This window comes from Saccharicrinis sp. 156 (assembly GCF_050589685.1).
Classification (GTDB): domain Bacteria; phylum Bacteroidota; class Bacteroidia; order Bacteroidales; family Marinilabiliaceae; genus Saccharicrinis.
The window spans coordinates 99208-124861 of sequence record NZ_JBNGOS010000001.1; the positions used below are offsets into that span (position 1 = coordinate 99208).

The 25654-nt window shown below is 40.3% G+C and carries 13 protein-coding genes; 2 read left to right on the forward strand and 11 right to left on the reverse strand.

Annotated features, from left to right (window positions below):
• The first annotated feature begins 190 nt into the window (after window positions 1-190).
• Both ACRD64_RS00310 and ACRD64_RS00315 read left to right on the forward strand, forming a co-directional pair.
• The gene (locus tag ACRD64_RS00310) at window positions 191-2899 is read left to right on the forward strand and encodes a hypothetical protein (RefSeq protein ID WP_430931147.1); all 2709 of its coding nucleotides are present in this window, start codon (window positions 191-193) and stop codon (window positions 2897-2899) included.
• Window positions 2900-2977: 78 nt separating this feature from the next.
• On the forward strand, window positions 2978-4534 hold the full coding sequence (locus ACRD64_RS00315) for a hypothetical protein (RefSeq protein ID WP_430931148.1): 1557 nt from the start codon (window positions 2978-2980) through the stop codon (window positions 4532-4534).
• A gap of 101 nt (window positions 4535-4635) precedes the next feature.
• Here ACRD64_RS00315 and ACRD64_RS00320 read toward each other — a convergent pair whose 3' ends face one another.
• From ACRD64_RS00320 to ACRD64_RS00370, 11 genes are all read right to left on the reverse strand, one after another.
• Window positions 4636-6213, reverse strand: a complete 1578-nt coding sequence (locus tag ACRD64_RS00320) for a hypothetical protein (protein ID WP_430931149.1) — start codon at window positions 6211-6213, stop codon at window positions 4636-4638.
• A gap of 55 nt (window positions 6214-6268) precedes the next feature.
• Window positions 6269-7822, reverse strand: coding sequence for an arylsulfatase (locus ACRD64_RS00325; RefSeq protein ID WP_430931150.1), 1554 nt, complete (start codon window positions 7820-7822; stop codon window positions 6269-6271).
• A 21-nt stretch (window positions 7823-7843) separates the two neighbouring features.
• Entirely contained in the window at window positions 7844-10240 is a 2397-nt protein-coding gene (locus tag ACRD64_RS00330) for a right-handed parallel beta-helix repeat-containing protein (protein WP_430931151.1), read from the reverse strand.
• A gap of 328 nt (window positions 10241-10568) precedes the next feature.
• Window positions 10569-12161 (reverse strand): alpha-L-fucosidase, encoded by a 1593-nt coding sequence (locus tag ACRD64_RS00335; protein ID WP_430931152.1) that lies wholly within the window; start codon window positions 12159-12161, stop codon window positions 10569-10571.
• Between the two features lie 113 nt (window positions 12162-12274).
• Window positions 12275-14830 (reverse strand): right-handed parallel beta-helix repeat-containing protein, encoded by a 2556-nt coding sequence (locus tag ACRD64_RS00340; protein ID WP_430931153.1) that lies wholly within the window; start codon window positions 14828-14830, stop codon window positions 12275-12277.
• Between the two features lie 3 nt (window positions 14831-14833).
• Window positions 14834-16339 (reverse strand): sulfatase-like hydrolase/transferase, encoded by a 1506-nt coding sequence (locus ACRD64_RS00345; RefSeq protein WP_430931154.1) that lies wholly within the window; start codon window positions 16337-16339, stop codon window positions 14834-14836.
• 296 nt (window positions 16340-16635) lie between these two features.
• The gene (locus ACRD64_RS00350; protein ID WP_430931155.1) at window positions 16636-18150 is read right to left on the reverse strand and encodes a sulfatase family protein; all 1515 of its coding nucleotides are present in this window, start codon (window positions 18148-18150) and stop codon (window positions 16636-16638) included.
• A gap of 28 nt (window positions 18151-18178) precedes the next feature.
• On the reverse strand, window positions 18179-19666 hold the full coding sequence (locus ACRD64_RS00355) for a sulfatase-like hydrolase/transferase (protein ID WP_430931156.1): 1488 nt from the start codon (window positions 19664-19666) through the stop codon (window positions 18179-18181).
• Between the two features lie 4 nt (window positions 19667-19670).
• Window positions 19671-22463, reverse strand: a complete 2793-nt coding sequence (locus ACRD64_RS00360) for a right-handed parallel beta-helix repeat-containing protein (RefSeq protein ID WP_430931157.1) — start codon at window positions 22461-22463, stop codon at window positions 19671-19673.
• A gap of 151 nt (window positions 22464-22614) precedes the next feature.
• On the reverse strand, window positions 22615-24072 hold the full coding sequence (locus ACRD64_RS00365; protein ID WP_430931158.1) for an alpha-L-fucosidase: 1458 nt from the start codon (window positions 24070-24072) through the stop codon (window positions 22615-22617).
• Between the two features lie 155 nt (window positions 24073-24227).
• Complete coding sequence (locus tag ACRD64_RS00370; RefSeq protein ID WP_430931159.1) at window positions 24228-25643, reverse strand: sulfatase-like hydrolase/transferase; 1416 nt, start codon at window positions 25641-25643, stop codon at window positions 24228-24230.
• Window positions 25644-25654: the final 11 nt, after the last annotated feature.

Genomic DNA, 25654 nt, shown 5'->3' on the forward strand with positions numbered 1-25654 from the left:
TTCATATTCCCACTCATTCTTCTCATTACCTGATCATTAAGTACAGCACTTCACAAAGCATTATGCTTTATAATAAAAAACAATTGAATTATATACTTACATCGCAAATTAAACTATATCATATATTTGAAACATAGCTATTAATTCAAGAACACTAACCACAGCTACTAATATTCAAATTAAATAAAATATGAATAAGAAAAATCTACTTCTTCTGATTTCCTGTATACTTTCGGGTTGGATCTCCATTTCAGCACAATCAATAACAGTTGATTATGCTGCCCAACACCAAACCATAACCATGATTGGTGCAGATATGGAGCGCAGTGCTTCATTTTTACAGAGTGCAGCTAACCCTCAGGAAATTGCCAACTGGTGTTATCAGGACATCGAAAATATGGTTTGCCGTGTTTCCTACGACAAAAAACAGGAACTTATAGAAGGGACTACTAACTTTGCATTTTACGATAATGCCATTGCAAGTATGAAGATGGTAAAAATCGCGAATCCCGATGTGAAATTTTGGGCGACGATGAAAAGTGATTACAATGGCTATAACGGTCAAAATAACCTGCCCGACTGGATTTGTGATTACAAACCAACCACCCGGTTCGATACGGACAAGTACGGTGTTTTCCTAGCCGATTATTTGGAACTGATGCACGACAATGGTGTTACTATTAGCTACATATCCGTTTCTAAAGAATGGAGCGTTATTACCGTTGATCGAGCGCACCAAATCATACAAAAAGTAAATTCGGAGTGTAGCTCACGTGGCGTACCACAACCCATGTATGCTAGTCCTGCCTCTTGGGCGGTTTCCCAGGGAGTTTCGTATGTTGAAAGTGTTGGCAGCAAAAGTGGCTATGCGGATATGTACACCGCATTTTCGAGCCACAACCTAAATAAACAGTCGCACCTTTGGGACGAATTTGTGGATGCCTGCACAATTGTGGGCAAACCTGCCTATTGCGACGAAAGTGGCAATGCCGGAGGTGGCAGAACCAATGGCGAAGAACCTGAAACTATTGGAACTATCTTGGGAGTATATTCGGAAAAAGCAACTATGTATGCCGCCGGATTACAAGGCGAACTTATATTTGAAGTGTGGTCGAGAGGGGTAAGTTCAGAAACACGTAATATTTATTTCACTTCAGGTACAGAAGGCAAAAGAATGCGTTCGTACTATGTAATGAAAAATTTTGCCAACCATATTTACCAACGCAAATATTTATCTTCCTCAACCACTAGCATTTCCGATGTGGAAACAATGGCCTTTGGTAACGACAATGAAATTGCATTATGGGTTATCAACAGTTCTACAAGCGATTATGCGGGACTGGATTTAAATATAAACAACGCAAGCGTAAATGGAAAAGTGTATCAATATGCATGGGATATCGACACTAAAATATACGGTGAAGCAAGCATTCTTACCCCCGATATTTTTAAAAACTACTCTTGTGATATCAAAGCACAAAGCATTAACTTATTTGTTATTCAGCTAACAGAACCAACTACATTGGATGAAATTTCTGCGGACACTGACAATTTAGATTTTGGAACCGTTAATATTGGTGGTTCAGAACCCACCTCAAAAACACTTTATGTAACGGTTGATGAACCTTCTACAGATGTCTCTCTTGCTATTTCCGGATTTAGTGCAAATCAATTCTCCATAAATGGAAATACAAGCTATAGCAGTGAATCCGCTACTTATGCAATCCCTGTAGAAGTTATTTTTACACCTAATTCTGATGGCGAATATTCAGCAAACTTAACCATTACCTCCGGGTCAAAATCAAAAACAATCGCTTTATCCGGCGAAGGCTACGAATCCGAAATTGTAGATATACCGTTCTCGGACTACTTTAGTACCCTAGTGCCAGGCAGCACCTTAACAACTTCCGACATTAACTCTTTTTCTGATTATAAAGGATGGCAGGTACATAATGGTTTGAGCAGTGGCGCAACAAGAATGAATGTGACAACTGTTGTTGGAGATGACGATATTGGTTACTTTTTAACGCCGGAGATCAATTTCGATGGTCCTTTTGAATTGTCTTTTTATGCCAGAATGAAACTGAACAATGTGAGTACAACATTAACGCAAAACGAAAATAACCAGTTCAGAAACTTTTATGCTGTCATTGGTAACGATACCATTTACGACCATCATAAAAACGGCAGTACCCTTTTTCAAAACTATAATAAGTGGAAATGCAGGTATTCGTACGAGGGTAAAGCACGCATTAAGTTCTTTGCCATTACACAAGAAGCGGGAGATTGGATTGGAAAAACAGATGGTCTGACTTTCGGTGCCAATAACGAGAGTGTTTCGGTGCTTGAAACTTCCTCTCCTACTGTAAATATGGCATTTGGTGAAAGCATTGATTTGGGTGAAGTGACAAAGGGATCAACAGGTAGCAGTTCTTTTAATCTAAAAGGTTGGAACTTAAGCAGTGGATTAACTTTTACTCAGAGTAGCAGTAATAAAGCCACTATTTCCTCTTTAAGCTATTCTCCCGATTTCTTTAATGAGATAAACGAAACGATATCTGTAAGTATTGATGCATCAGAACTGGAGTTGGGCACCTATGCCGAAAAGGTTTTCTTAAACAGTAGCAATAGCGAAATTAAACAGCGTACTATCTGGTTAAACTACGAAGTGACCTCTGCAACCAGCATTAAACAAATAGAATACAAACACAACGTATATGTTCAATTTAACCATGTTACAGTCGATGCTGCATATATAACAGATGTGGAGGTATTTTCTATTGGTGGGCAAAAAATAAAAGATGCTAAGCATATTGATCATGCTTCATTTAACCTAAACAATGGTATCTATCTAATTAAAGTGGATCATGAAGTACACAAAATAGTTGTGTCTAATTAAAACATACAGATTAACCTAACTTTTAATTCAAAAGTTCACTCCTATTAAAATCGTTTAATTCTTAAATAAATTCAAATTATGAAAAAACTTTTATCTATTATGGCTGCATGTTTATTCACGGCAGCATTCAATGCACAAGTAAATTATTATGTTTCCGCAACAGGTAGCGATACAAACGATGGCCTAAGCGAAGCTGCCCCAATGGCAAGTGTAGGTGCAGCGTATGCTGCAGCTACGGCAAGTTATACCGCTGACCAAACTGAAACTGTATACAATGTTAATGTAGGTGCCGGTACTTTTGAAACCAGCAATCTTGCAATAGCGTCTCTAGGTGGATTATCTATTACCATAAAAGGTGAAGGCGCTAATTTAACCACCTTACAAGGAGGTGCCACCATGCCAACTGAGGTTCAATTATTTACAAACCCTACAGGCAATACGGCTAATCAACAATTAAAAATTTACCTGGAAGATCTAAAGATTAACAATTATGGTTTTTCAGGTACAACAGCCGGTTCAATTATTTTCCTGAATGCAGGAGCTGCAAAAAACATTTATTTTAGCGCTGCCCGATGTGCATTCAGCAACCTACAATCAAAAGATGGTGCCGTAATTAAGTCTAACCACCTTACATTTATGACCTTCTCTGAATGTTCATTTGTCGACATCAAAGCTATTAATAACGATGGAGTTTGGCCAATATTTAATATTGTGCGGGGTAATCTTACAATGGAAAACTGTTTTTTTGCGCGTTGTACTAGAGATTACACCATTGTAGATGGCACCACTACCGAAAGTAACGAAGAAGGTTTTTTAATTAAATCCAAACCACTTTATAACTGGGTGGCCAATGATATAAACCTTATCAACAATACTTTCGTGGATTGTGGTTTGGTTAAAGGCGACGATGTTACCGTTAGCCATACGCAAAGCTTAATTCATTTACATAACCCACACGAAGGAACAAAGGGTAGTGGAGGTACTATTAATGCAGTAATAGCTAATAACCTCATCATAGGTACAACCTTAGAGGGTATAGATGCTTCTTCATACGTGGATATTTATGTTAACAATACCGACCCATCTCCTGGTGATGGATCTAACGATATTGTATTAACCAATTGCACCAATAATGTAATGCAAACTCAAAGTGGATTTGGCACAACAGGTAATAATATAGATCCTGCTTTCACTTATACATCAACTGAAATTGATTTCACAATGGATGGTAATGTTCCTCAGGAAATGACAACTGCAAATGGTATTAGTTATGCTGTAGCTAATGGAACGGCTATTAAACAACAAGGTGCGACCGGCGATTTTGTTCCAGTAACAGACATTACGGGCGCAGATCGCCTATCGCCTACTACCATTGGAGCATACGAGGCGGGTACAGCTACAGCCATTCCCACAACAAACATCTCACCCCTAGCTATTTACAGCACTTCAGGACAAATAATTGTTGAAGGTGAAACATCAAGTATTAAGGTATATAATACGATTGGTATTCTGCAAAGTCAACAAACTGCCAAACAAGGTTTAACATCTATTCCGGTTGAGAATCAAGGAATTTATATTGTGGTTGCTTCTACGCTTAAAGGAGAAACGGTAAGCAAAAAAGTAAGGGTAAAATAAGCTATTACAAATTGCAAAAAGAACGCAAATTAACTAATTAAAAAGGGGAGACTAATTGATTTAGTCTCCCCTTCTTATAATATTCAATTCCAAACTATTTATCAGTCAAAAGCCACCAATACCTTATCAATAACAGGCTGCGCCACATTATCCGGGTTATTATTGATTCTGATTTCAAACTGAAAACCATAAGCATCAGGTAACTCAGAAAGGTCCAGTTGTGCAGGAGTTTTCTTAACCTGCTTGGCAAAACCTTCTATGTAATCATACCTTTCCGTCACTACCTGCCAGTTGCTCCATTGGTTAATGTTGCTATCATTTGTTGTATCCACTCCCACGCGAACTTCAACAGTTTCTACCCAAGGTCCCGGACTGATATAATCGAAGTTTGTCTGTGTCATTAAATAAAATTGTCCTTCGGCAAACATCACATCCGGATCGGGATGTCCTTGACCGATATTTCCACAAAATGTAAATTGTTTATTGATGTCGTTAGAAGTAAACCAGGCAACACTCATGTTCTGTCGGCCATGCTTCCCGGCAGGATCGTAATCGCAAAACAAATAGTATTGTCCACCAATTGAAATGGAAGCCCAATCGCCAAAAGCATTTTGTTCCGGCTCGTGGATTTCGTATTTCGCAAAAGCGCGCGTTTCTCCAGCTTTCACTCTATGTTGTGGCACATCTTCGCTTGCAGTTTTTCCAGGATAGTTTTTAGGATCTTCTTTGTGCCAGTGCGGGTGGACATATTCGGCAAATTTGCCTGTAGGTTTGGTTCTTTCATCCACCGGAGGGGCAACAATTTTAAAATCGTTGAATCCATCGGGGCTAACAGCATGTGTTGCCAAAGGCGAATCCCAGGCATGGGTCGATGCGTCGATGGGTGACCAATCTTCGGCTATAATATGGAAGTTACCATCCAGGTCGCGGATAACGGCACAGTCCGAACCATGCGATGGATCTTTAAAGGCCATTCCCATATTTTTACCAGGTTCGCCATCGGTCAAATCTTCATCGATGTAAAGGTGCGGATCCTGGTCGTTCGGGAAGTCGTAATACAGATAAACCTTACCATCCACATATTCGGCTGTGGTCATCCAACGCGAAAACGTTTCGGAAACAGAACCATGGTGTACCCAGTTAATCATATCTTTACTTTGCCAGGCGTGGTAACCACCTTTATCGGGTTTTAATCCACCGGGAGCATCAAACTGATTTTTAAACGGCGTAGTTTTTAAGGCAATATCAAAACCTTCTAGGCTTGTATCTTCAGCTTTAAAACTTCCCTCATTCTGACTTTTACTCATTACATAACGACCGAACATCCAATAATTGCCTTCCCCCATTTGTAAAGCAACCGGAGCATCGCCCAAATTTGAAGGGCCAATATTTTCAACCGGGTTCCAGTTTAACCAATCGGGCGACTGCGAAAGGGTGATAGATTTTAGACCTCGTTTTTTAGCATATTTTTTAATTGTACTTTGGAAAGTAGCTTCTGTAGTCGTAGGAATTACTTTGCCATCTGTTATTTCCAAATTTGATGTTTTGTCCATATTCATCTGCCAGTCTTCCTGAGAGTCGACAGTCCAGGCTTCCTCAGAATGCTGAGCTTGATTTGTACACGACATTCCAATTATCAGTATTGGAAGCGTAAGTAAGATTAGTATTCGAGTTTTCATGTTTTTATTGATTTCTACATTAAAATATCGTATTAATTCTTCTTTTTTTTATCCCTTAATTCTCAAGGCCGGTTGGTCCTCCGGTATATGATTCTTCCCAAAGTAAATCAGGTTCATTCCAATCAGGAATACCAATACTATCCTTTTGCGCAAAATGATCAACATGAAATGGTTTTTCTTCTGCCAATGGTACCCCGTCATTTATCATCAATGGCCGAGCTTCATCCCAGAATTTCTCGTAGGCATTCTTCATCGAATCAACAAGCTCAGGGTATTCAGCGGCTACATCGATGTTTTGTTGTGGATCGTTTTCCATATCGAAAAGTTCGCCATGAACAAGCCTAAATCGCTGGTTTCGTACCGAATATTGTCCCCACTTAAAGTCATCAGGATTCGCCTCGTGTTTCCAACGTGTTACATGCTGAAAAAGAAAACGGTCATCCCACTTTGGCTCTTTCTCCAAAATTAAAGGTTTTAAACTCCGGCCCTCAAATACTTGAGTGTCGGGAAGCTTTGCTCCGGCAAAATCGGCCAGTGTTGGTAAAATATCCAGGTAGCTGGCTACTGTATTCCGAGTTCTACCTTCTTTTATCACACCATCCCAGCGCACATAGAATGGAACGCGCACGCCACCTTCGTTTACCGTGCCTTTAAGTCCTTTCATATCGGCATTATATGACATCATCGTTTTTCCATCTTTACCGATTCCCAATTCCACTTGTGGACGTCCGTCAAAGCCTCTTAGCCCACAACCAATTCGGGTCATCCCATTGTCAGAAGTAAAAATGATGATCGTGTTCTCTAACAAACCCCACTCCTCCAACTGCTCGAACATTTGCCCCATACAGTGGTCTATATGCTCTATCATCCCATAAAAACCTGCAGCTTTACTATCGAAGCCCAAGGACTCAAAATACTTCTGATATCTCGGAGGAGCCACGAAAGGACCGTGCGGAGCATTGGTCGATAAATAGGCAAAAAACGGCTTATCTGAATCCTTAAGGGATTGAATCCAGCCCAACGTTGCTTTAAACAGAATATCCGTGCAATAGCCCTTGGTTTTAACAAATGTGCCATTGTGTTTGAACACCGGATTAAAGTAGGTATTGCCAGGAACATCGGCACAAGATCCGGCATAAGTTTGGCCAATACCACCTGCGCCATGAATAAATGTCTCTTCGAATCCCCGGTTTTCAGGTTGATAAGGCTTCTCATCTCCCAAGTGCCATTTGCCAAAGTACCCCGATGTGTAACCCGCCGTTTTTAAAACTTCGGGGATGGTGATAGCCGCCAGGTTGAGTCGTTCGCGTTCAAGAATGGTATGCGTAACCCCATTTTTTATTGAATGCACCCCAGCCATAATACCAGCACGACTTGGTGCGCAAGTAGAGCCCATCATAAAGCGGTCGAAACGTACCGACTGGGTATACATTTGATCCAATTCCGGTGTCTTAATCCAGGGATGGCCATGCGCACCCACAACCGGATACCCCTGGTCGTCGGTCATTATAAAAATGATATTTGGTTTTACGCTTTCTTCTTTGTGTGTACAGCCGGTAATACAACATAAAAACCAGCCAATAATAAGGACTATTCTAAATGTGTTCATATTCATTATCAATAATATATACTATGGCTGAACCGTTATGCTTTTGTTTGCCTGATCCCTAACTATAGTAATCTTTACTGCACTTTCTATTTTATTTGGTGCCACACGCAGGAACATTTTCCGATTCCTTGTTGGCTGATCGTTAATTGCCAAAATCAAATCGCCTTCTTTTATTCCCGCTTTGTCCAATATGGAACCCTTTTGAACTTCTTGAACAGCCAGACCTCCATCACTCTCCGCTACTCCATAAGCAGAAAATTCTTCCCCTTGCAAGGCTTTCAGTTTCGCACCAAACCAATCGATGGGTAGAAAGTCTCTTTTTGTCCTTTGACCGAATGAGAGCGCACCTCCATCGTATTTTATTTCTGGTATTACCGGAGTTTCTGCTATAGCTCGCAAGCTGGCTTTTTTAACACCAAATTGATCCATCGGAAAATTCTTAAAACCTATCTCAAAAGCAGGAGATCCTTCTTTTACGCTGAAATCACCATTTTCAGGATCTACAAATAAAGGATCTCCGGTTATTGAATTCGCATCCCAGTTAAAATCGCTATAAGCATATTTTGCCGCTGTAACGTTCCCATAAAATAGGTTATTATCTACACGTTTGCCACTTCCTGACTTCTTAACACCTATTGCCCTGTGCTCGCCAGTAAGAATGTTGCAATAAAACTCGTCTCCACTATTTTTATACCACACATGAGGATGAAATCCGTTATTAAGAATAACATTATTCCAGGCCTTCCTGTTAAAACCTTCCCTAAACTTTAACCCACCATTTAACAGCAGGTTATTGTATATTTCATAGTTGCTGGATCCATCGTCTAAATCAATGTCCCACCCGTGTTCGCATTTCCATCTACTATCCCGAATGGTTGTCGTTTCCATCGCATCCAAAAAAGGCAACTCCGGATTTTTATCGATAAATTCCTGGGAAACAGACCTGTCACTTCTCCAAAACCTATCCCTACCCCATGAGTTAAAAGAGCCGTGATCGTGCGTTTCCAAAACGGTATTAAACACATCACATCGCTCAATTAGGTGGCCACCCCAGGCACCATCACCAATATTGATACCTGCACGTGCACAATCGTAAACGGAAACATCTCTTACAGTGATGAATTGTGCCATTTCTATCTGCACTCCAGCAGGTTGTCTTTCGGTACGGCCTATTCCATGTATCAAACAATCCTCCACGCTTGAGTTGGCCGGGTAATTATTTGTTTTGGGACCTACCGTTAGGTCAATTTTAGCGAGGTCATTCTTTTCATGGTATTCAAAAAGCGGATCTCTTACGGCATTGGGGTCTCCTACAAAACATACTCCACTTGCCCCCGTGTCGTGAATGTGACATCCTTTTACCAACCCGTATCGGTTGTAATTGTTGAAGAAAATAGCATTCCCGCCTAACTGATCAAACTCAGAATCCAAAATACTCACATATTCTGTACCGGTTAATTTAATGGCTCCTCCCCTGTAAATCGCCCAATCGGAACGAAGCATGGGTTCTTTGGTATCCATAAAGGTTCGGGCTGCATGTTTGAAAACAAAACCTTTGAGTTTGATGTGGGATACCGGGCTCTTTTCACTTCCATTAAATTCCACTAAGTGTCGAAGGCGAACAACTTCTACTTTAGCATCTTTAACATCCACTTCTTTTTCAGGATAATAATAAAGCCGGTTGGTTTTGGCATTGTGGTACCACTCTCCCGGAGCATCGAGTTCCTCAAAAATATTTTCTACCATGCGGAATTCGTCGTGCATACCCATCTGTCGATTGTTTTGCCACCCTCCTTCGTATGTCACCTCTCCGTGTTCATCTTTTCCGGTAATACGGTAATGATAGCCTCCCCATCTGCTTCGGTGCATTGCATGAATGTACCCACCAGTCGGATCGCCCCAGCCCGCCACTTTTTCCATAGAAAAAGCGTCAGCGGCAAAACCCTGATAAGCTGCTGTTTTCTTGCTCGCATCGTAATTGGGATAACGTGCCATACGTTGGTTTTTCCCATTTATAAACACCTGATCAATATTGAGCCCTGCAGGTGTTTCTGCCTGATAAATGCCATCTTTGTACTCCTCCCACTTGAGGTCGAGTAACAATCCTCCGCTAATGATTGCTTTTCCTTCGTTTATAGATTGATAAGTGATTTCCCTTCCTTCAACCCCGGAGTCATCCGCTCCAAAAACCAAGGTATTTGGCAAGTAATAAATGCCATCTTCAATATAGATATTGATTGTTTTCTTTCCCGCATCCTGTCTGGCAAGTTCTTGCGCTTTTTGCAAAGTAGCTACCGGATTGCTTTCCGAGCCATTGTTTTGATCATTACCGTTCTTGCTCACGTAGATGTTCGATTCAGAACAGGAAAACAGCAGGAAGCCCTGAAGGATTATTAGTAGTAATGTTACGTTTTTCATTCGTTTTAAATTGTTTATTGATTAAGGTAACTCATGGAACTCGCTATTAATCATACTCCGGTGTGAAAAATAATTTACATGCTCGTTTCATCTTATTAAAATTGTTTGTTTTTCTAAAGTATAAGATGGAACTCGCATGTTTTTTATTATTCGCCTATGTGTGACGATTTGCACATGCTCGTTTCATTTGTTTAAAATTAGAACCAAGACACAAGAGCGAGACACAAGACAAGAATTTTTCATTTTCTTGTATGTCTAAGATCTATGATCATGGTTGTTTCATTTATCAGTTATTATTTGTGTTAATCTTATTAGGGATTCTAAGTACTCAATGATGATTTCCATCCAAATCCACCTTTTTTGTTCCCTTAAAAGCTTTATCGGCATCGCTTTGAATGGCAGTAGGATGATGCTGCTCTTCGTTGGTGGCAATCTCAAAAGTCCATGCATATTTACTTTTACCAAGTTCAGATGGTGGGATTATTTTTAATCCATCGGCAGTCATTTCCCATTCAACTTCTGAATCAGAACCTAGTAAACTTACCGATTTCACCTGTTCGTTATCCCATCCTGCAGTTGCTTCAATAACAAAAGGAGCAAGAGGTTTGTCACATTTAATGGCATATAATTTTTTCCCCTTGGTGGTAAACGACAAGTGTTCGTTTTCCTGCTGATTTACGCTCCAATAACGCGAACCATAGATGGCTTCTCCGTTTATTTTCAGCCAATCGCCCATCGCTTTTAAGCGCTCAACTTGCTCGGGCACCAATGTTCCATCCGCTTTAGGACCAATGTTGATCAGGAAGTTTCCATTTCGGCTTACCACTTCAATCATTTCATGGATTACGCCTTCTACGCTCTTGTATGTGTCTCCCTCGAGGTAGCCAAAAGAAGTACCAAAGGTAGTACAACTCTGCCATTTAGGTCCTATAACTTTCAGCTTTAAGTTATCTTTTTCTAAACAGCCTACACCGTCGGGCCAATTACGGTTTGCCCCTTTGTTATTTACATAAACTGCCTGCTTATTGGCAGCGCCGTTGTTCATAAAATGGGTGATCATGCCACGTACCTGATCGTCGAAATATTTGATAACCGGTTTTGCCTGCCCTTTGCGCACATTATTACCGTCGCGGGTATATATGGGGAAATCATCCATCCACAGCATATCGGGCTGGTATTTATCCTGAATCTCTTTCCAACGCGCAACATACTCATCCACAGCTTGATTACTAAAACCAAAAGGACCATAGAGTAATTCCGCCTCCGGAACGCGTTTTATTTCTTCGAGAATGTCGGGGCGAGCCGTTGCGTTGACTACGTATTTTTTTGTGGTAAAAAAACTGGTATGTCTTTCCCTATGATAAGATGGGGCATATTTTAACCCTTTGGCACGTACTGCTTTCCCCAGGTCACCCACCAAATCGCGTTTGGGACCCATATCAACAGCATTCCAGGGTGTAAGATCAGAGTCCCAGTTGGCCCAGCCATCGTGGTGCTCTGCTGTCAAAACCACATACCTAGCCCCAACCTCGGCAAATAAATCAGCCCATTCGTCCGGGTTCCAATTTTCGGCCTTAAACTCCGGTATAATGTCTTTGTAACCAAACTCCGGAGGTGTAGCCCCCCAGCGCTCTTTCAAGTAGTTGTAATAATACGCCGAATCTTCATAGATTAGTTTAGGTACGTGCTCGGCGTAGCCACGACCTCCCTTGCGGTGACCAATGACACTATAAGGCCCCCAGTGAATAAAGATGCCTATTTTTCCATCGTCGAACCAGGCAGGTACCGGCATTTTTTGTAGTGACTCCCAGCTGCCATCGTAAAGGGGTTTTGCTTCCCTCGTTTTTTCTTCTCCGGAATTACATGCCCCAAAGGACAAAACAACAAGAGTCATAATTCCTAAAAATATTTTCATATTCATTTTTTGATTATTTAACTTAAGGTTCTTTACTTACTGCTACCTTATTAGCTATAGCTAATTGATTTTTATATTTCAGCTTTCGACTTTTTACCAGACGTTATACATAACCTGGATTAATAAACAAACTCAATGGTTATTTCCTCTTGTCCTCTCAGCACTTCAACAGTATATGTTTTCCCTGCACTAAATAAGCTTGAAGCTTTTGCAAAATCACGGGCGTTATATATCTTGGCTTTTCCTACTTTTAATACAACATCGTCGAGCTTAAATCCTAATTTATATAGTTTGGAATGCTCAGGTAGTTTCAGAATAATTGCACCTCCAATTGACCGGGCCCCATAGGCCGTTAGCTTCGATTCTGTATCTAAAGACGTAAGTGATGCATTTAAAACGCTTACTGCTTTCTCTTCTGTACGAACATTGTTAAAATATTTTGCAGGCATAATAATTTCAGGTTCCGGTGCCATTTCCTTAAGGTGTTCACTTATGACACCATATCCTTTAAAAGGAAAATTTCGAAACCCTAAACCAATAGCCGGCGAATTAATTTCCACATTAAAATTTCCATTTTCAGCATCGATAAATTTAGCATCGGCAACAATACTCTGTTGGTCATCTTGAGTCCAGTCGCTTATGGCTGTTGCTTTCACCGACATTTTCATTTCCGGATTATGGAATAAATTATAATCGCGTAGGCCACTCCATAGTGTTGCAATCGTTGACCTATAAGTCCCGCCCAAAATAATGTTTGCAAAAAATCTATCGTAGCTTGGTTTTGGATAAGGTACATTACAGGTATAATGTTTAAAAATTATATTATTATACACGTTACGGTGATAACCTTCCCTGGTTTTAAGACCTCCCCTCAAACACAGGTTATTGTAGATATCGTAGTTCGTCGATCCATCATCCAGATCAATATCCCAGCCATTATCGCACATCATAAAGTTATTACGTATGGTGCTTGTTTGATAAGCGTCCCACAACATAATATTCGGAAACCGTTTTATAACAGAAGTGATTACCGGAACGCCGTCCGCGTCAACGTCCCTTGGGCCATTGGGGCTTGCTGAATACCAAAACCTGTCGCGGCCCCAGGAGTTAAAAGCACCATGGTCGCTTGTTTCCAATACGGTTTCAAAACACTTATTCCATTCGATAAGATGCCCTCCCCAGGTACCATCGCAAATGTTTATGGCAGCACGAGGAACGTGATAAATTGTATTGTGCCGAACGGTAATACGGGAACTCATGGAAATATTAACACCTGCCGTTTGTTTTTCAACCCTCCCACATTTTGTCATTAAACAATCTTCCACACGGCAATCGGCAGGATAATCATTTGTTTTTGGCCCCACAATGGTATCTAACTCATTTAAACCGGGTCTTTTTTGATCGTAAGCAAATAAGGGGTTTCTAACAGCTGCAATTGATCCTACAAAACAAACATCGCTAGCTCCATTTCCTTCGAATACAGATGAGCTTATAGCCACATTCCGATTATAGCCATCCACAAAGACGGCGTTGCCTCCTAAACCCTGAAACCGACAGTTGTTAATGGAAATATCTTCGGCCCCTTTAATATGAATGGCCCCTCCTCTAAAAATAGTCCAGTCGGAACGCAAAAGCGATTCTTTCGTTTCCATAAAAGTACGGGCTGTTCCTGTAAACGCTATTCCCTGAAACTTTATGTACTGAACGGGTTGAACAATAGCTGAGCACTCGATTTTCTGCGTAAGACCATTGCCGCCTTCAACGGTAAACTGAGTTACCCGGCTTTCGTGTTCGCCATAAATTGAAATTATATTCTGAACATCAAAAACGGCCTCTATCGCTGGGTTCTGATCTAAACTTACCTTTTCAGGAGGGTAAAAATAAAGTTCTCCCCTTTTCTGATCGAAAAACCATTCACCCGGAGCATCCAGCTCTTCAAATATATTCTCAATCATTCGGAACTCTTTATGAACAGCACTAAAATCATCAACCCTGTTATTCTGCCAGCCCCCTATAAAATCAAGGTCGCCATTCTCCTTCTTACCTGTTACTCTGTAATGAATTCCACCCCACCGTGCTTTATGGATGCCATGCATATATGCCCCTGACGGGTCGTTCCAATCTTTTGATTTTTCAGCGCTCCATGCATCGGCTGCTATGCCATTGAAAGGTATGGTTTTATGATCCTCTGTATTCTCCGACAAAGAGTTAATTTTTGCTTGAATAAAGTTTGGATAGCGGGCCATTTGTTGTAACACGCCATTAACAAAAATCTGATCTATCGCTTTTTCTTTATTAAGTTTTACTTTATAAATATCCCCTTTCCATTTTTTCCATGTCAAGTCTAGTTTTTCGGCCGTTGTAAACACAACATTTTCATCTTTGGCAGCGCAATAACTTACTTCTGCTCCTTTTTTACCCGAATCTTCCGGCTTAAGAACAAAAGGTCTGGAAAAACGATAAATCCCCTGATGAATAATAACCTTTATCGGTTCCTTTCCTAAAAGTCCGCTTTCGCGGATTGTATTACGTGCCTTCTCAAGGGTTCGAAACGGTGCTTCCTTACTTCCACTATTTTTGTCGTTTCCATTTATGGCTACATGGTAATCTTTGCTACTCACTGTTCCTGTCGAAAAAAAGGAAATAAGCAATGTGAACACGATAAAATTTTTCATTCTTTATCTTTTTACATACATGCTAGCTTGCTTCTTATTTCTGGCAACCCTAGTATCACACAGCTTGCGCATTTTGCTAAGCACTTTAGAATAGTCAGGATTATCTACCAGATTATTTGTTTCCATGGGATCAGCTTCTATATTCCACAATTCCTCAACCATTGGTTCTGTTTCAAAATAACGAATATACTTATATTCTTTTGTACGGATTACTTTTGAGCGAACCGTTCCTTTTGCTTTCAAGCCTTTTGTTCCCTCCTCGTCTAATTCCCCATTCACAGAAGACGGTTTGTACATATCAAAATTATTTTCCGCAAAAACAAAGTCTCTGAATGGTTTTTCTCCACCATAAATCATTGATTTAAAACTTTTACCCTGGATAATAGCCGGAACTTTTACGTCGCACAAATCCAATATCGTTGGAGCAAAGTCAACAACACTCACCAGCTCGTCGATGGTTTTACCGCGAGACTCATTTTCTAAGGCGGGATTAAATACGATTAAAGGTGCCCGCATTGATTCTTCGTATAACAAATCTTTTCCTGACAAGCCTTTTGAGCCGCAGAAATATCCATTGTCGGCCGTGTAAATGATAATTGTATTTTCGTCCAGTCCCTGTCTTTTCAGTTCTTCCCGAATACGTCCAACCACATCGTCAACACCCGAAATTAAGCCATAATAGGCTTTTATAAATTTTTGATAGTTTTCATCATTTTTATATCCGTTCCTTCCACGGTATTCTTTTTTAACTACGTCAGGAAGTAAATTGTGAAATTTCTGACTATCATTTTCCATGCGGGAAATTTCAATATCGTCGTACCACTTTTTAAAACGGGCATCTACATCATTAAACGGGCTATGTGGTGCTTTAAAACTTACGGACAAACAGAATGGTCTATCTTGCTTTTTGGCTGTCTGAATAAAATCAATTGCCCTATCACCATTCACTTTGGTTAAGTGGCCTTCATCGCCATACATATTGTAATTTCCCTGTCCCGAGAAACCGTTCCAGACATCGAAATATGCAGCAGGCATATATTCATCAATCTTCCATTTTTGTGAATCTGTTATCCGTTTTCCATCCACATAGTCCACATTCTTTTCTTTGTTTTTGGAAACTGGAAATCCAAATTTACCGACAAAACCTGTAAAATAGCCAGCCTCGCGCAACAATGCAGGATAGCTGTTTTTATATTCATCTTCAGAAATAGTATAATCGGAAGGCTTTGAAAAAGAACATAAATGCGCCCCTACATAACGCCCTAATTGAATTGAAGCCCGGCTGGGCTGGCAAATAGGGACAGCATGGTGTGTGTTGCTAAAAACGATTCCCTCCTGAGCCATCTTATCGCAGTTTGGGGTCTTTACATCCGGGTTATTAAAACCAAAACAATCCCAACGCTGGTCATCGGTTAGTAGGAAAATGATATTGGGTTTTTCCTGAGTGTATCCCTTGCTGAAGGACACTATGCATAGTGCAATTAATAATAACTGTTTAAAATAATTCATTGATTTTATGTTGATTTGGTTATATAGTGCATCTAAGAAAACTCTCTGTTTTTGAATATTTCTTCATCATTACCCCTAATCCCTAAAGGGGAATTGGCTCTCTTCGGAGGTTCTGGTTCTCCCTTTGGGGAGTTACCTGTCTGCCACAACTTGTCCCGAACTCGTTTCGGGAGGCAGGGAGGGTATTTAAAGGAATAATGTTGCATGTTCTTATAGCCACTAGATAGTTGTTAATGTATATTTTTAATTCTTTTAAATACTCTAAAGCATCCTGGCTTAGGTGTATAACATTATAATTATTCAGTCTGTTTATTCTTCCAAATTTCGATATTTTCGATATCGTTGCTGACTTTCGTACCTTCTGTACTTCTTCCCCGGGTGACATCGGATTGCAATTGTTGCAATAGTTGATTAACAATTTTGGGATGTGAATCGTAAAGGTTATTCATTTCTTCAGGATCCTTCTCCATGTCGTATAATTGAGCCTCCGGGCTACCTTCCGGCACTTCTTTTTCCCTTGGCGATGTCCATCCTCCGGAACCTTTAGCAAGTACCAGTTTCCATTTGCCTTGCCGGTAGGCAAAATACCCATCAATGGAATGATGAACCACACTTTCTCGCTCAGAACCGTTCTTTTTCCCCTTTAAAGCCGGTAAAAAACTAAAGCTGTCTTCCCCTGCATTATCAGGAAGTTTGCTACCGGTGATGTCGGCGCACGTCGCCATTAAATCGGTCAGGCAAAGAAGTTGATTGCTGGATGACCCAGCCTTCACATTTGCCGGCCAGCGAACAATAAAAGGAATCCGGTGGCCTCCATCCCAGATATCGGCTTTTGAACCGCGATATTGAGCACTTGGATAATGCCCTTGTTCTTGCAGCCCTTTAATATTTGCAGCTTTAGAACACCCGTTATCGCTGGTAACTATTACCAATGTGTTTTCTCCCAAACCTGCATCATCAACAGCTTTCAATATCTGGCCAACTACCCAGTCGGTTTGCATTACAAAATCGCCATATTTCCCGAGTCCGCTTTTGCCCTGCCATTCAGCTCCCGGCAGTATTGGTGTATGCGGCGAAGTAAGAGCCACATAAGCAAAGAAAGGTTTATCCTGTTTTTGTTTTCGAATATAATCTACTGTTTTTCTACAAATTTCAGGAAGTACCTCCACTCGTTTAAAATCCTTTTCTGTAATGGTTTTGTCATCCTCTTCAATTTTCCCAACAAAGCGATTGTTCTCAATATAGATATAGGGAGCCATGTCTAAAGAAGCTGAAATACCATGGAAATAGTCGAATCCCCTATCTACTGGTCCATCTTTAATTTCTTCATCCCATACAATATTTAATTTCTTTGGTTTTCTTCCTTGCGGTAAAATACCGTTTGTTGTAGGCATTGTCATTCCCAAATGCCATTTACCAAAACATGCCGTGGTATAGCCATTTTGTTTCATCACGTTGGCCACAGTTATCCGATCCGAATCTATCAAAGGTTCGCTAAATCCCCAAAGTACTCCTCTTTGTAAGTTGGTTCGCCAGTTGTAGCGTCCTGTTAAAATCCCATACCGTGTTGGTGTGCATACCGATGAACTGGAATGAGCATCTGTAAAAAACATGCCCTCCTCTGCCATTTTATCAATGTGTGGAGTCGCTATTTTTCCTCGCTCAGGGTTCAAATGGTGTACGTCGCCATATCCCAAATCATCGGCCAAAATATAAATGATGTTTGGCTTTTGAATCGTTTGGGACATTGAAAACATAGGGATAAAACCCAAAAGAAATAGTGCTGTTGCGGTTAGTATTAGTTGTTTCATTTCTGATATAAAATTAATACTTGAAAAATTAATTTCTGCTAAAGAAATTTACATAATATTCTGTTACGTCCAGCGGATCTTCCACTTCCTTCTGCAATTCTTTAAACTGTTTAAAAAGCTTATCCATTACTTTTTTGTATTTCATATTTCCAGCTAAATCGTTTATTTCATCGGGATCGTTTTTTATATCGTATAAACGAACCATATTGGCAAGTGGATAGATGATCATTTTATACCGATCGGTGCGAATCATTCTTTGATTACCCACATAGGCTCCATAAATCGCATCGTATCCTTTTTTTGTTTTTCCCTGTGAAAGGGGTAATAGTGATTTAAAATCGACCTCATCAATGGCTTTACTTCCGGCAATATCAAGCGATGTAGCCATGGCATCCTGCAAGTAAACTTTCTCATCAATTACCTTCCCGCCTTCAATACCTGGTCCTGCTACAAACATCGGAACCCGGATACTTCGATCGTACATATTTTGTTTTCCGACAAAACCGTGGTCGCCCAAAGCCAAACCATGGTCGGCGGTAAAAATAACATAGGTATTTTTGGCTTTACCACTTGCTTCGAGCGCATTTAAAATACGTCCAATTTGATCATCCATGTGCGTAATTATGGCATAATATTCCTGGCGGTTTACCTGTATCGAATATTCGGTTCGTGGATAAGGTGCCAATTTCTCGTCGCGAAGTTTATGACCAGAACCAGCTTCTTCGCAATATGGATATTCCGGCAAAAAGTTTTCCGGTATCGAAATATTTTCAACAGGATACATATCGACATACTTTTTAGGCGACTGACGTGGATCGTGAGGCGCATTAAAGGCCACGTACATAAAAAACGGATCGTTATCGTTTTTTGCCGTTTCCAAAAATCCTAAAGCTTCATCTCCCAAAACCTCACTCCAGTGTTTTCCACCTTTCCAGAAGCCATTTTTCGACTTATCATAAGGGCTCCATGTGTCGGATTCTCCTTCGATAAACTTTCTGTCGTAGCGTTCCCGGGTTTGATTGGGCATGCCGCCCCTAACGGTTCCTGTAACATCAAAAATTTCGTTTGCCTTACGTTCCACATGCCATTTTCCTGCAAAATAGGTATCGTAGCCTTCGGCCTTCATAAATTCCGGCCAATACCCTTTTGGCGTTTTCATTCCAACTGTATATTTGGGCATATTCTCCGGTAAATTCTTGTCTCCGCGTGGCTGGGCATTTTTACTGTATTGGGCAGCCCGCCACACAAATTTCCCCGTATTTAACATGCATCGGCTGGCAACACAAACGGCAGGACACCACGAGCCCTGATTAAAAGTGTGTGTGAAAGTTGCACCCATATCTTTTAGTCGATCAAGGTTGGGGGTTTTTATTTCGTTGTTATTGAGCGAGCCAATACTTTCAAAAGTCTGGTCGTCAGCAAAAATAAACAGCACGTTTGGTTTTTTTTGGTTTTGTGCATTTAAGCTTATTGTAAGGATTAACCCAAGTAAACCTGTAATTAAAAACTTCTTCATTTTATTATAGCTTGATTTTAAATTCTTTACTTCCATAATTTCGAACAGCGATAACTTTCACTGTTTGTCCTCTGTATTTTTTCAGTTGTTGCTTTAGCTCTTGAATATTCGTTACTTTATTTCCATTAAGCTGCTGAATAATCCAGGTTTCTGCCAGGCCGGCTTTCAACCACATTTGTCCATTTTCAGCATCGATTGAACGAATAAAACAACCCGAATTATACCCCCCCGATGCATCAATTAAATCCGGATCGTCGCCAATATTAACGAATAAAGCTCCCATTATCGTTTCTTGCAGCGCCTCTTCAGTTTTCTCAATAATTTCATCATCATATTTTCCAGCCAGCAATGTTTTTAACCAACTGGGGTAAGTTAACACATCAACCTTGTTAAATTGGGCCTCGTTTACAAAACCAATTGCATTTCCTCTAATATCAAACGACTGTGCTTTTACTAAAGCGGATGCGTTTAAAACGATTTCTTTGTTGTAAATTGGCGATTGATTATCAGGTTCAGAACCATCTGTTGTATAACGTATTGTTCCGTTGGGTTTCATGCGCGAATCTGCCCGGAGCGTTAGCCTTAGTTCCTCGGCGAAGTCTCCGCCAAAGGGAAGTATACGTGTCATTTCGTGACCAAACTCATCCATGGGAAAGTTTTTAAAACCCAGTTGTAAAGCCGGTGAATTTTTGCTTAATGAATAATCCCCATTTTGTGGATCGACAAATAATGGATCAGCGATTATTGCGTTAAGATCATAACCTTCCACTTGCCACTGTTTCAACGATTTATCTTTAATTATTTCCGGAGTTTCGGGGAAGTTTACATTCCAATACAAATTGTAGTCGTAATTACTGCTCCATTTTGCAGTTGAGGGTAAACGAATAGGGCGGGCAAACTGTTTGGTAGGCTCTCCTTTTCCCGGAACGGCTCCCGAAATCACAAAAACATTTTGGTAAACATCATCTTCCGAATTCTCGGGCCATACATGCCAGCCCAATGGAACGGCACTAACCGTGATGTTATTGTACACTTTCCGTAGCACTCCATCGCGTAACTTTATGGTCGATCCCAGATTTAGGTTGTTGTAAATTTCAAAATTACTCGATCCGTCGTCTAAATCGATGGTCCAGTTTCCTGCACTAATCGATTTTCGGTAATTGGCAATTCTGTTGTTTCGTATAATTACTTTATCAATCGCATCGAGTAAGGTTAGTTCCTTTTTAAAATCCTTATTCGAGCCGCTTCCACTCAGCCATTGTCTTTCGCGCCCCCATGAATTAAAAGGGCCATGCTCCCCGGTTTCGCGAACGGTTTCCCAAATATCACAATTTTCAATAATGTGTCCTCCCCAGGTTCCATCGTTAATACAAATTCCGGCACGCGGACAGTTGTAAATGGTATTGTGCGAAACCCTGATTTTATGGCTCATTGAAATATACACTCCGGCAACCTGTTTCCCAACATTGCCAAAATCGTGCATCACACAGTTCTCTACCACACAGTTTTTCGGATAATCGGGCGTTTTGGGGCCAGGTTCCAAGTCCATGTTTTTACGCATTTCATTCCAATCTTTGCCATCGATTTCTTTGTCGTCCCAGGTTTGATAAAAACGTACTGCTTTGGGAGAACCAACAAAACAAACTCCACTTTCGCCCAAACTTACAAACGCACAATTTTTCACCTGGTTGTTGCGATTGTAAGCGCTCATAAAAACACCGTTTCCACCTAGTTCGTTAAAATTACAATCTTCAACTGAACAGTTTTCTGCACCTTCCATAAATACGGCACCTCCACGATGAATGGCCCAATCTCCACGGGCAACCGGCTCGTAGTCTTCCATAAAAGTAAATCGGCTATGGGTAAATGTAAATCCCCTAAAGTGGATATTCGAAACTGGATTTTCTTTGGTTCCTTTTAATTGAATTAAATCTTTTACAACGGGGACTTCAATAATCAGGTCATTTATAGCCACATCTGCATTGGGATAATAATAAAGTTGGTTTGTTTCGGTATCTAAAAACCACTCTTCGGCCACATCCAATTCCTCAAAAATATTATCGATAAAAAACCACGACGATTTTTCACCCTTTCCGCCAATACCATGAATACGTTGTAACTGCCAGCCCCCTTCGTCAAGAAGTACTTTATTCTCCTTGCGGTCGATACCTTTTATCCGATACTGCATATTTCCCCAGTTGTGGCTCTGAAACGCATGTACTATTCCTGTTTCCGGGTTTTCCCATTCCTTTTTGGTAAACTGTTCAGGATCGAAAGAAAACCATTCGTCGTAGCGGTGATTGGTACCATCGGTGACCTGTTGATAACCGTCCCCTCCACGTAATGGATTATTGTAGTCGTAATTCGGAAAGCGCGCCCTGATTTGTTTTTGCCCATTTACATATAACTGGTCGAAACTCAGACCCGCAGGAACGTCAGTTACATAAATTCCATTTTTGTATTTCTCCCATTTAAGCTCGTCTAAAACTTTCGATCCTTTTACCGTAACTTTTGTACCCGCTATTGCCGAAAATACAACTGGTTTTTCAAGCGTTCCCGAATATTTATTATCGAAAAGTAAGGTTTCATTTAAATAATAGCTTCCTTCCGAGAACCAAAAGGTAACCCCCTCTTTGCCGGCATGTCGGGCAGTTTCAGTTAATGCTCTCTCAAACGATAAGAATGGTAGTTCTTTACTGCCCGGATTTTTATCGTTTCCTTCGGGCGAAACAAAAAAGTCTTTAGCAAATACAACGTTTGCTATTAGTAAAAAAGTGATTAGTGTTTTAAGTTTCATCGGTTTAAAAATGTTTATTGAAAAAGGTATCTTATTAAGTCTTATTCATTCTTCATATTAAGAAGACAAACATAAAAGACGAATTAGCAAACTGGTATTTTTGAGCTAATTTCTTGGTTTCACTAAATTTAGAAGGAGAAATTAAGTGGGATTAGTTCCCTTTCACTCTTATTCTAACCTGTTCCAACAAATCAACAGATTTTTGAGAAACAGTCCCATCCTCATACATTTCAAGATTTATAGAAAGAGGGTACCTATTTTTTTGCGCATTTTGAATGAATCCCACTAACTGATCAACAGAATATTTAGGTGAAGTAATATCTTTATTCCAATCGATATGCCCCCATCTTTCTTCAAGAATGAAACAAGAATGTGCCATTAATCCTTTGTGTTTTCCATTCCTGAAAACACCATCATCAAGATCCTTAAATTGTTTTAATCCCTCGCCTCCGAAATAATCCTGATATTCTGTTAATCGAGGTAATATCCATGAATTGTAGGCTATGATGCGCTCACCATTACCACTGCGAGCTGCCTGGCTTATCGTCCTAAATGGTGCACTTAATATCCCACCGGTTGAACCATCAAAATGACAATCGTAATAACGTTGGCCTCCATCAAACCACCAGCCATTCAGCTTATCTTTATACCGGTCGCCAATCTCTGCCAAAATAGTTGATATATTCTGAAATAATTCTGTTTTATCTGCTTTGTAGCCACCTGCAGCTTGTAACCAGGCGGAGTCTTTTGAATGGTAACAATCGTATCCGTAGTGGTAATAGAAAATGAGTTTTATCCCTTTTTTATGTAACAGAATGGCCATTTCGCCCAACAAATCACGCTTTGTAGTTCGTCCTTCAATAATTTTGTCCAACGATTTTATTGGTGCTGAAATATATTGCTGCCCCCAGGTAATCGACCAAAGCACATAAGCTGCTCCTGTTTGCTCAACCATATTGGCAAAACGTTCAACGTCAAAATCGTTTACTTTATCTTCCCAGTTTTTTATCGTATCACCCTTTTGAGGTGTTGCCCTATTAGTCCATTGAAACATTAATCCATATCCAGCATCACGAAACCAATCATTATATTGCCTGTTAGCTAAAGCTTCTTCGTTCATATTTTGCTGTACTCCTGACTGGGTTAGTTCGATACTGGAAAGGTTGAATTTGTTATCAGTCTTAACAAACATTCTAATTGAGTTTTCCCCCTTTTTCAATTTTACTTTTCCCAGATTAAGCCTCGTCCACTCTGATTCTTTGTTTACTACCTCCAATTTTTGTCTGTTACAACTCAATTCAATGCTAGCCTCCTTTCCTAAAACCAAGGTAGTTACTTCGTAATTACCAGCTTTAGGTAGGTTTACTTTCCACTCCAGGTAATAAAGTTCCGGTGCTACCGACTCCACCCACAAGAACATGTAGTTTTTAACTATGGGGTTCAAATTTGGGCTAATGCGCGCATAACGGGCGGTAAGAACATTTATTTGATTGGGATTAATGTCTATTGTGGTAATTTCTTCCCCCGTTAAATGAGCTTCTGTTTCGGCATAGGGATCAATGGTATTTTGGGAATAAGCACTCAATGTAGATATTAGAGTGAACAACATAAAAGAGGATATAATTCGACACATACAAGATAACTTTCTGATTATTTTAACTTTAATACAATTGGTTTTGCAGATAACCTACATGAACACCATCCATAACAAACAAAATGAATGATATAATTAATAATATACGCTTCATTTTTCAGTGTTTATAATTAATAGTCATTTCCTTCGTCGCTTCTTTTGCACGACTCTACCCACTCTTCCAGTTGCAATTTCATCTCTTCTACTACTTTAGGATGAGTTGCGGCAATGTTATTGGTTTCTTTGGGGTCGTTCAACAAATCGTATAACTCAAACTTTTCACCATCGATTGTTATTAACTTATATTGCTGCGTTACCAGCGACTTTTGCGTTTTACTTTGAAAACCAATAAATCCATCTCGTTCCTTTTTATCTGCCTTTATAGCCTTTATTAAATCAATGCCATCATACGGTCTGTCATCGGGAATATTTATTCCTACTAAACCTAAAACAGTGGAAAAATAGTCGTTGGTTACACCCGGGAAATCAATGCGCTCATTGGGTTGAATTTGGTTCGGCCATACAATAAAAGCGGGAACACGAACACCACCTTCGTATAAGGAACCTTTTCGCCCCCGAAAACCACCGGAAGTACCTTGCTGACGTTTCCCCGGATGTTGTCGAATCCCTCCGCCTTCGCCTGCAGGACCATTATCGGAACAGAAAGTAATTACCGTATTTTTATCAACGCCCAATACTTTTAACTCGCTTTGCAAACGTGCCATTTGCGCGTCCATTGCAGTAATACAACCATAATAATGTTGTTTGTTTTCATCGTATTCTTTATACATATCCAGGTATTTTGGACCCGCAACAACGGGCGAGTGTGGTGTATGAAACCAAATAACGGTAAAAAATGGTTTTTCATCGGCTACCGCTTTTTGCATAAACGGAAGGGCTCTATCCATAATTACACGCGAGTCATCACCTTTAAGGTTCTCTGTTTCGTATACACCCGGTGCAGTCCAGTAGCGTGTTGGATTTTTCAGCGATTGATTCTCCATTGGATTCCAGGTTGGAACAGCCTGTTCGGTCGAGAAACATTCATCGAAACCATTGTCCCAGGGTGTGCTCAGATATTTTGTTTCAGCACCTCCCCGACGGCCATCAAGAATCGTATTTGAAATTGCTCCCAAGTGCCATTTTCCAAAATGCCCGGTTGTATAACCTTCCTTTTTCAAAACCTCAGCCAGGGTAATTTCTTCTTTTTTCATGAATCCTACATTGGCAAAATATATCCCGTAGCGGAAAGGATGCCTTCCGGTTAAACAGCTTCCCCGGGTAGGCGAACAAACAGGTGCTGCCGAATAAAAACGGTCGAGAACAACGCCGGATGACGCCAGTTTATCCAGGCCGGGAGTTTTTATGATTTTATTGCCGTTAAAACCAACATCGCCCCAACCCAAATCATCGGCCATTACTATAACTATATTTGGTTTTTGTTTTTTTAATTGACTTGAAAGTACCTGAGAAAAAGATGTGGCTAGAATAAGCGAGACCAACATTAGTTTTTGCAACTTTTTCGAAACTGATTTTTGATTTAGCATAGATTTAAGAT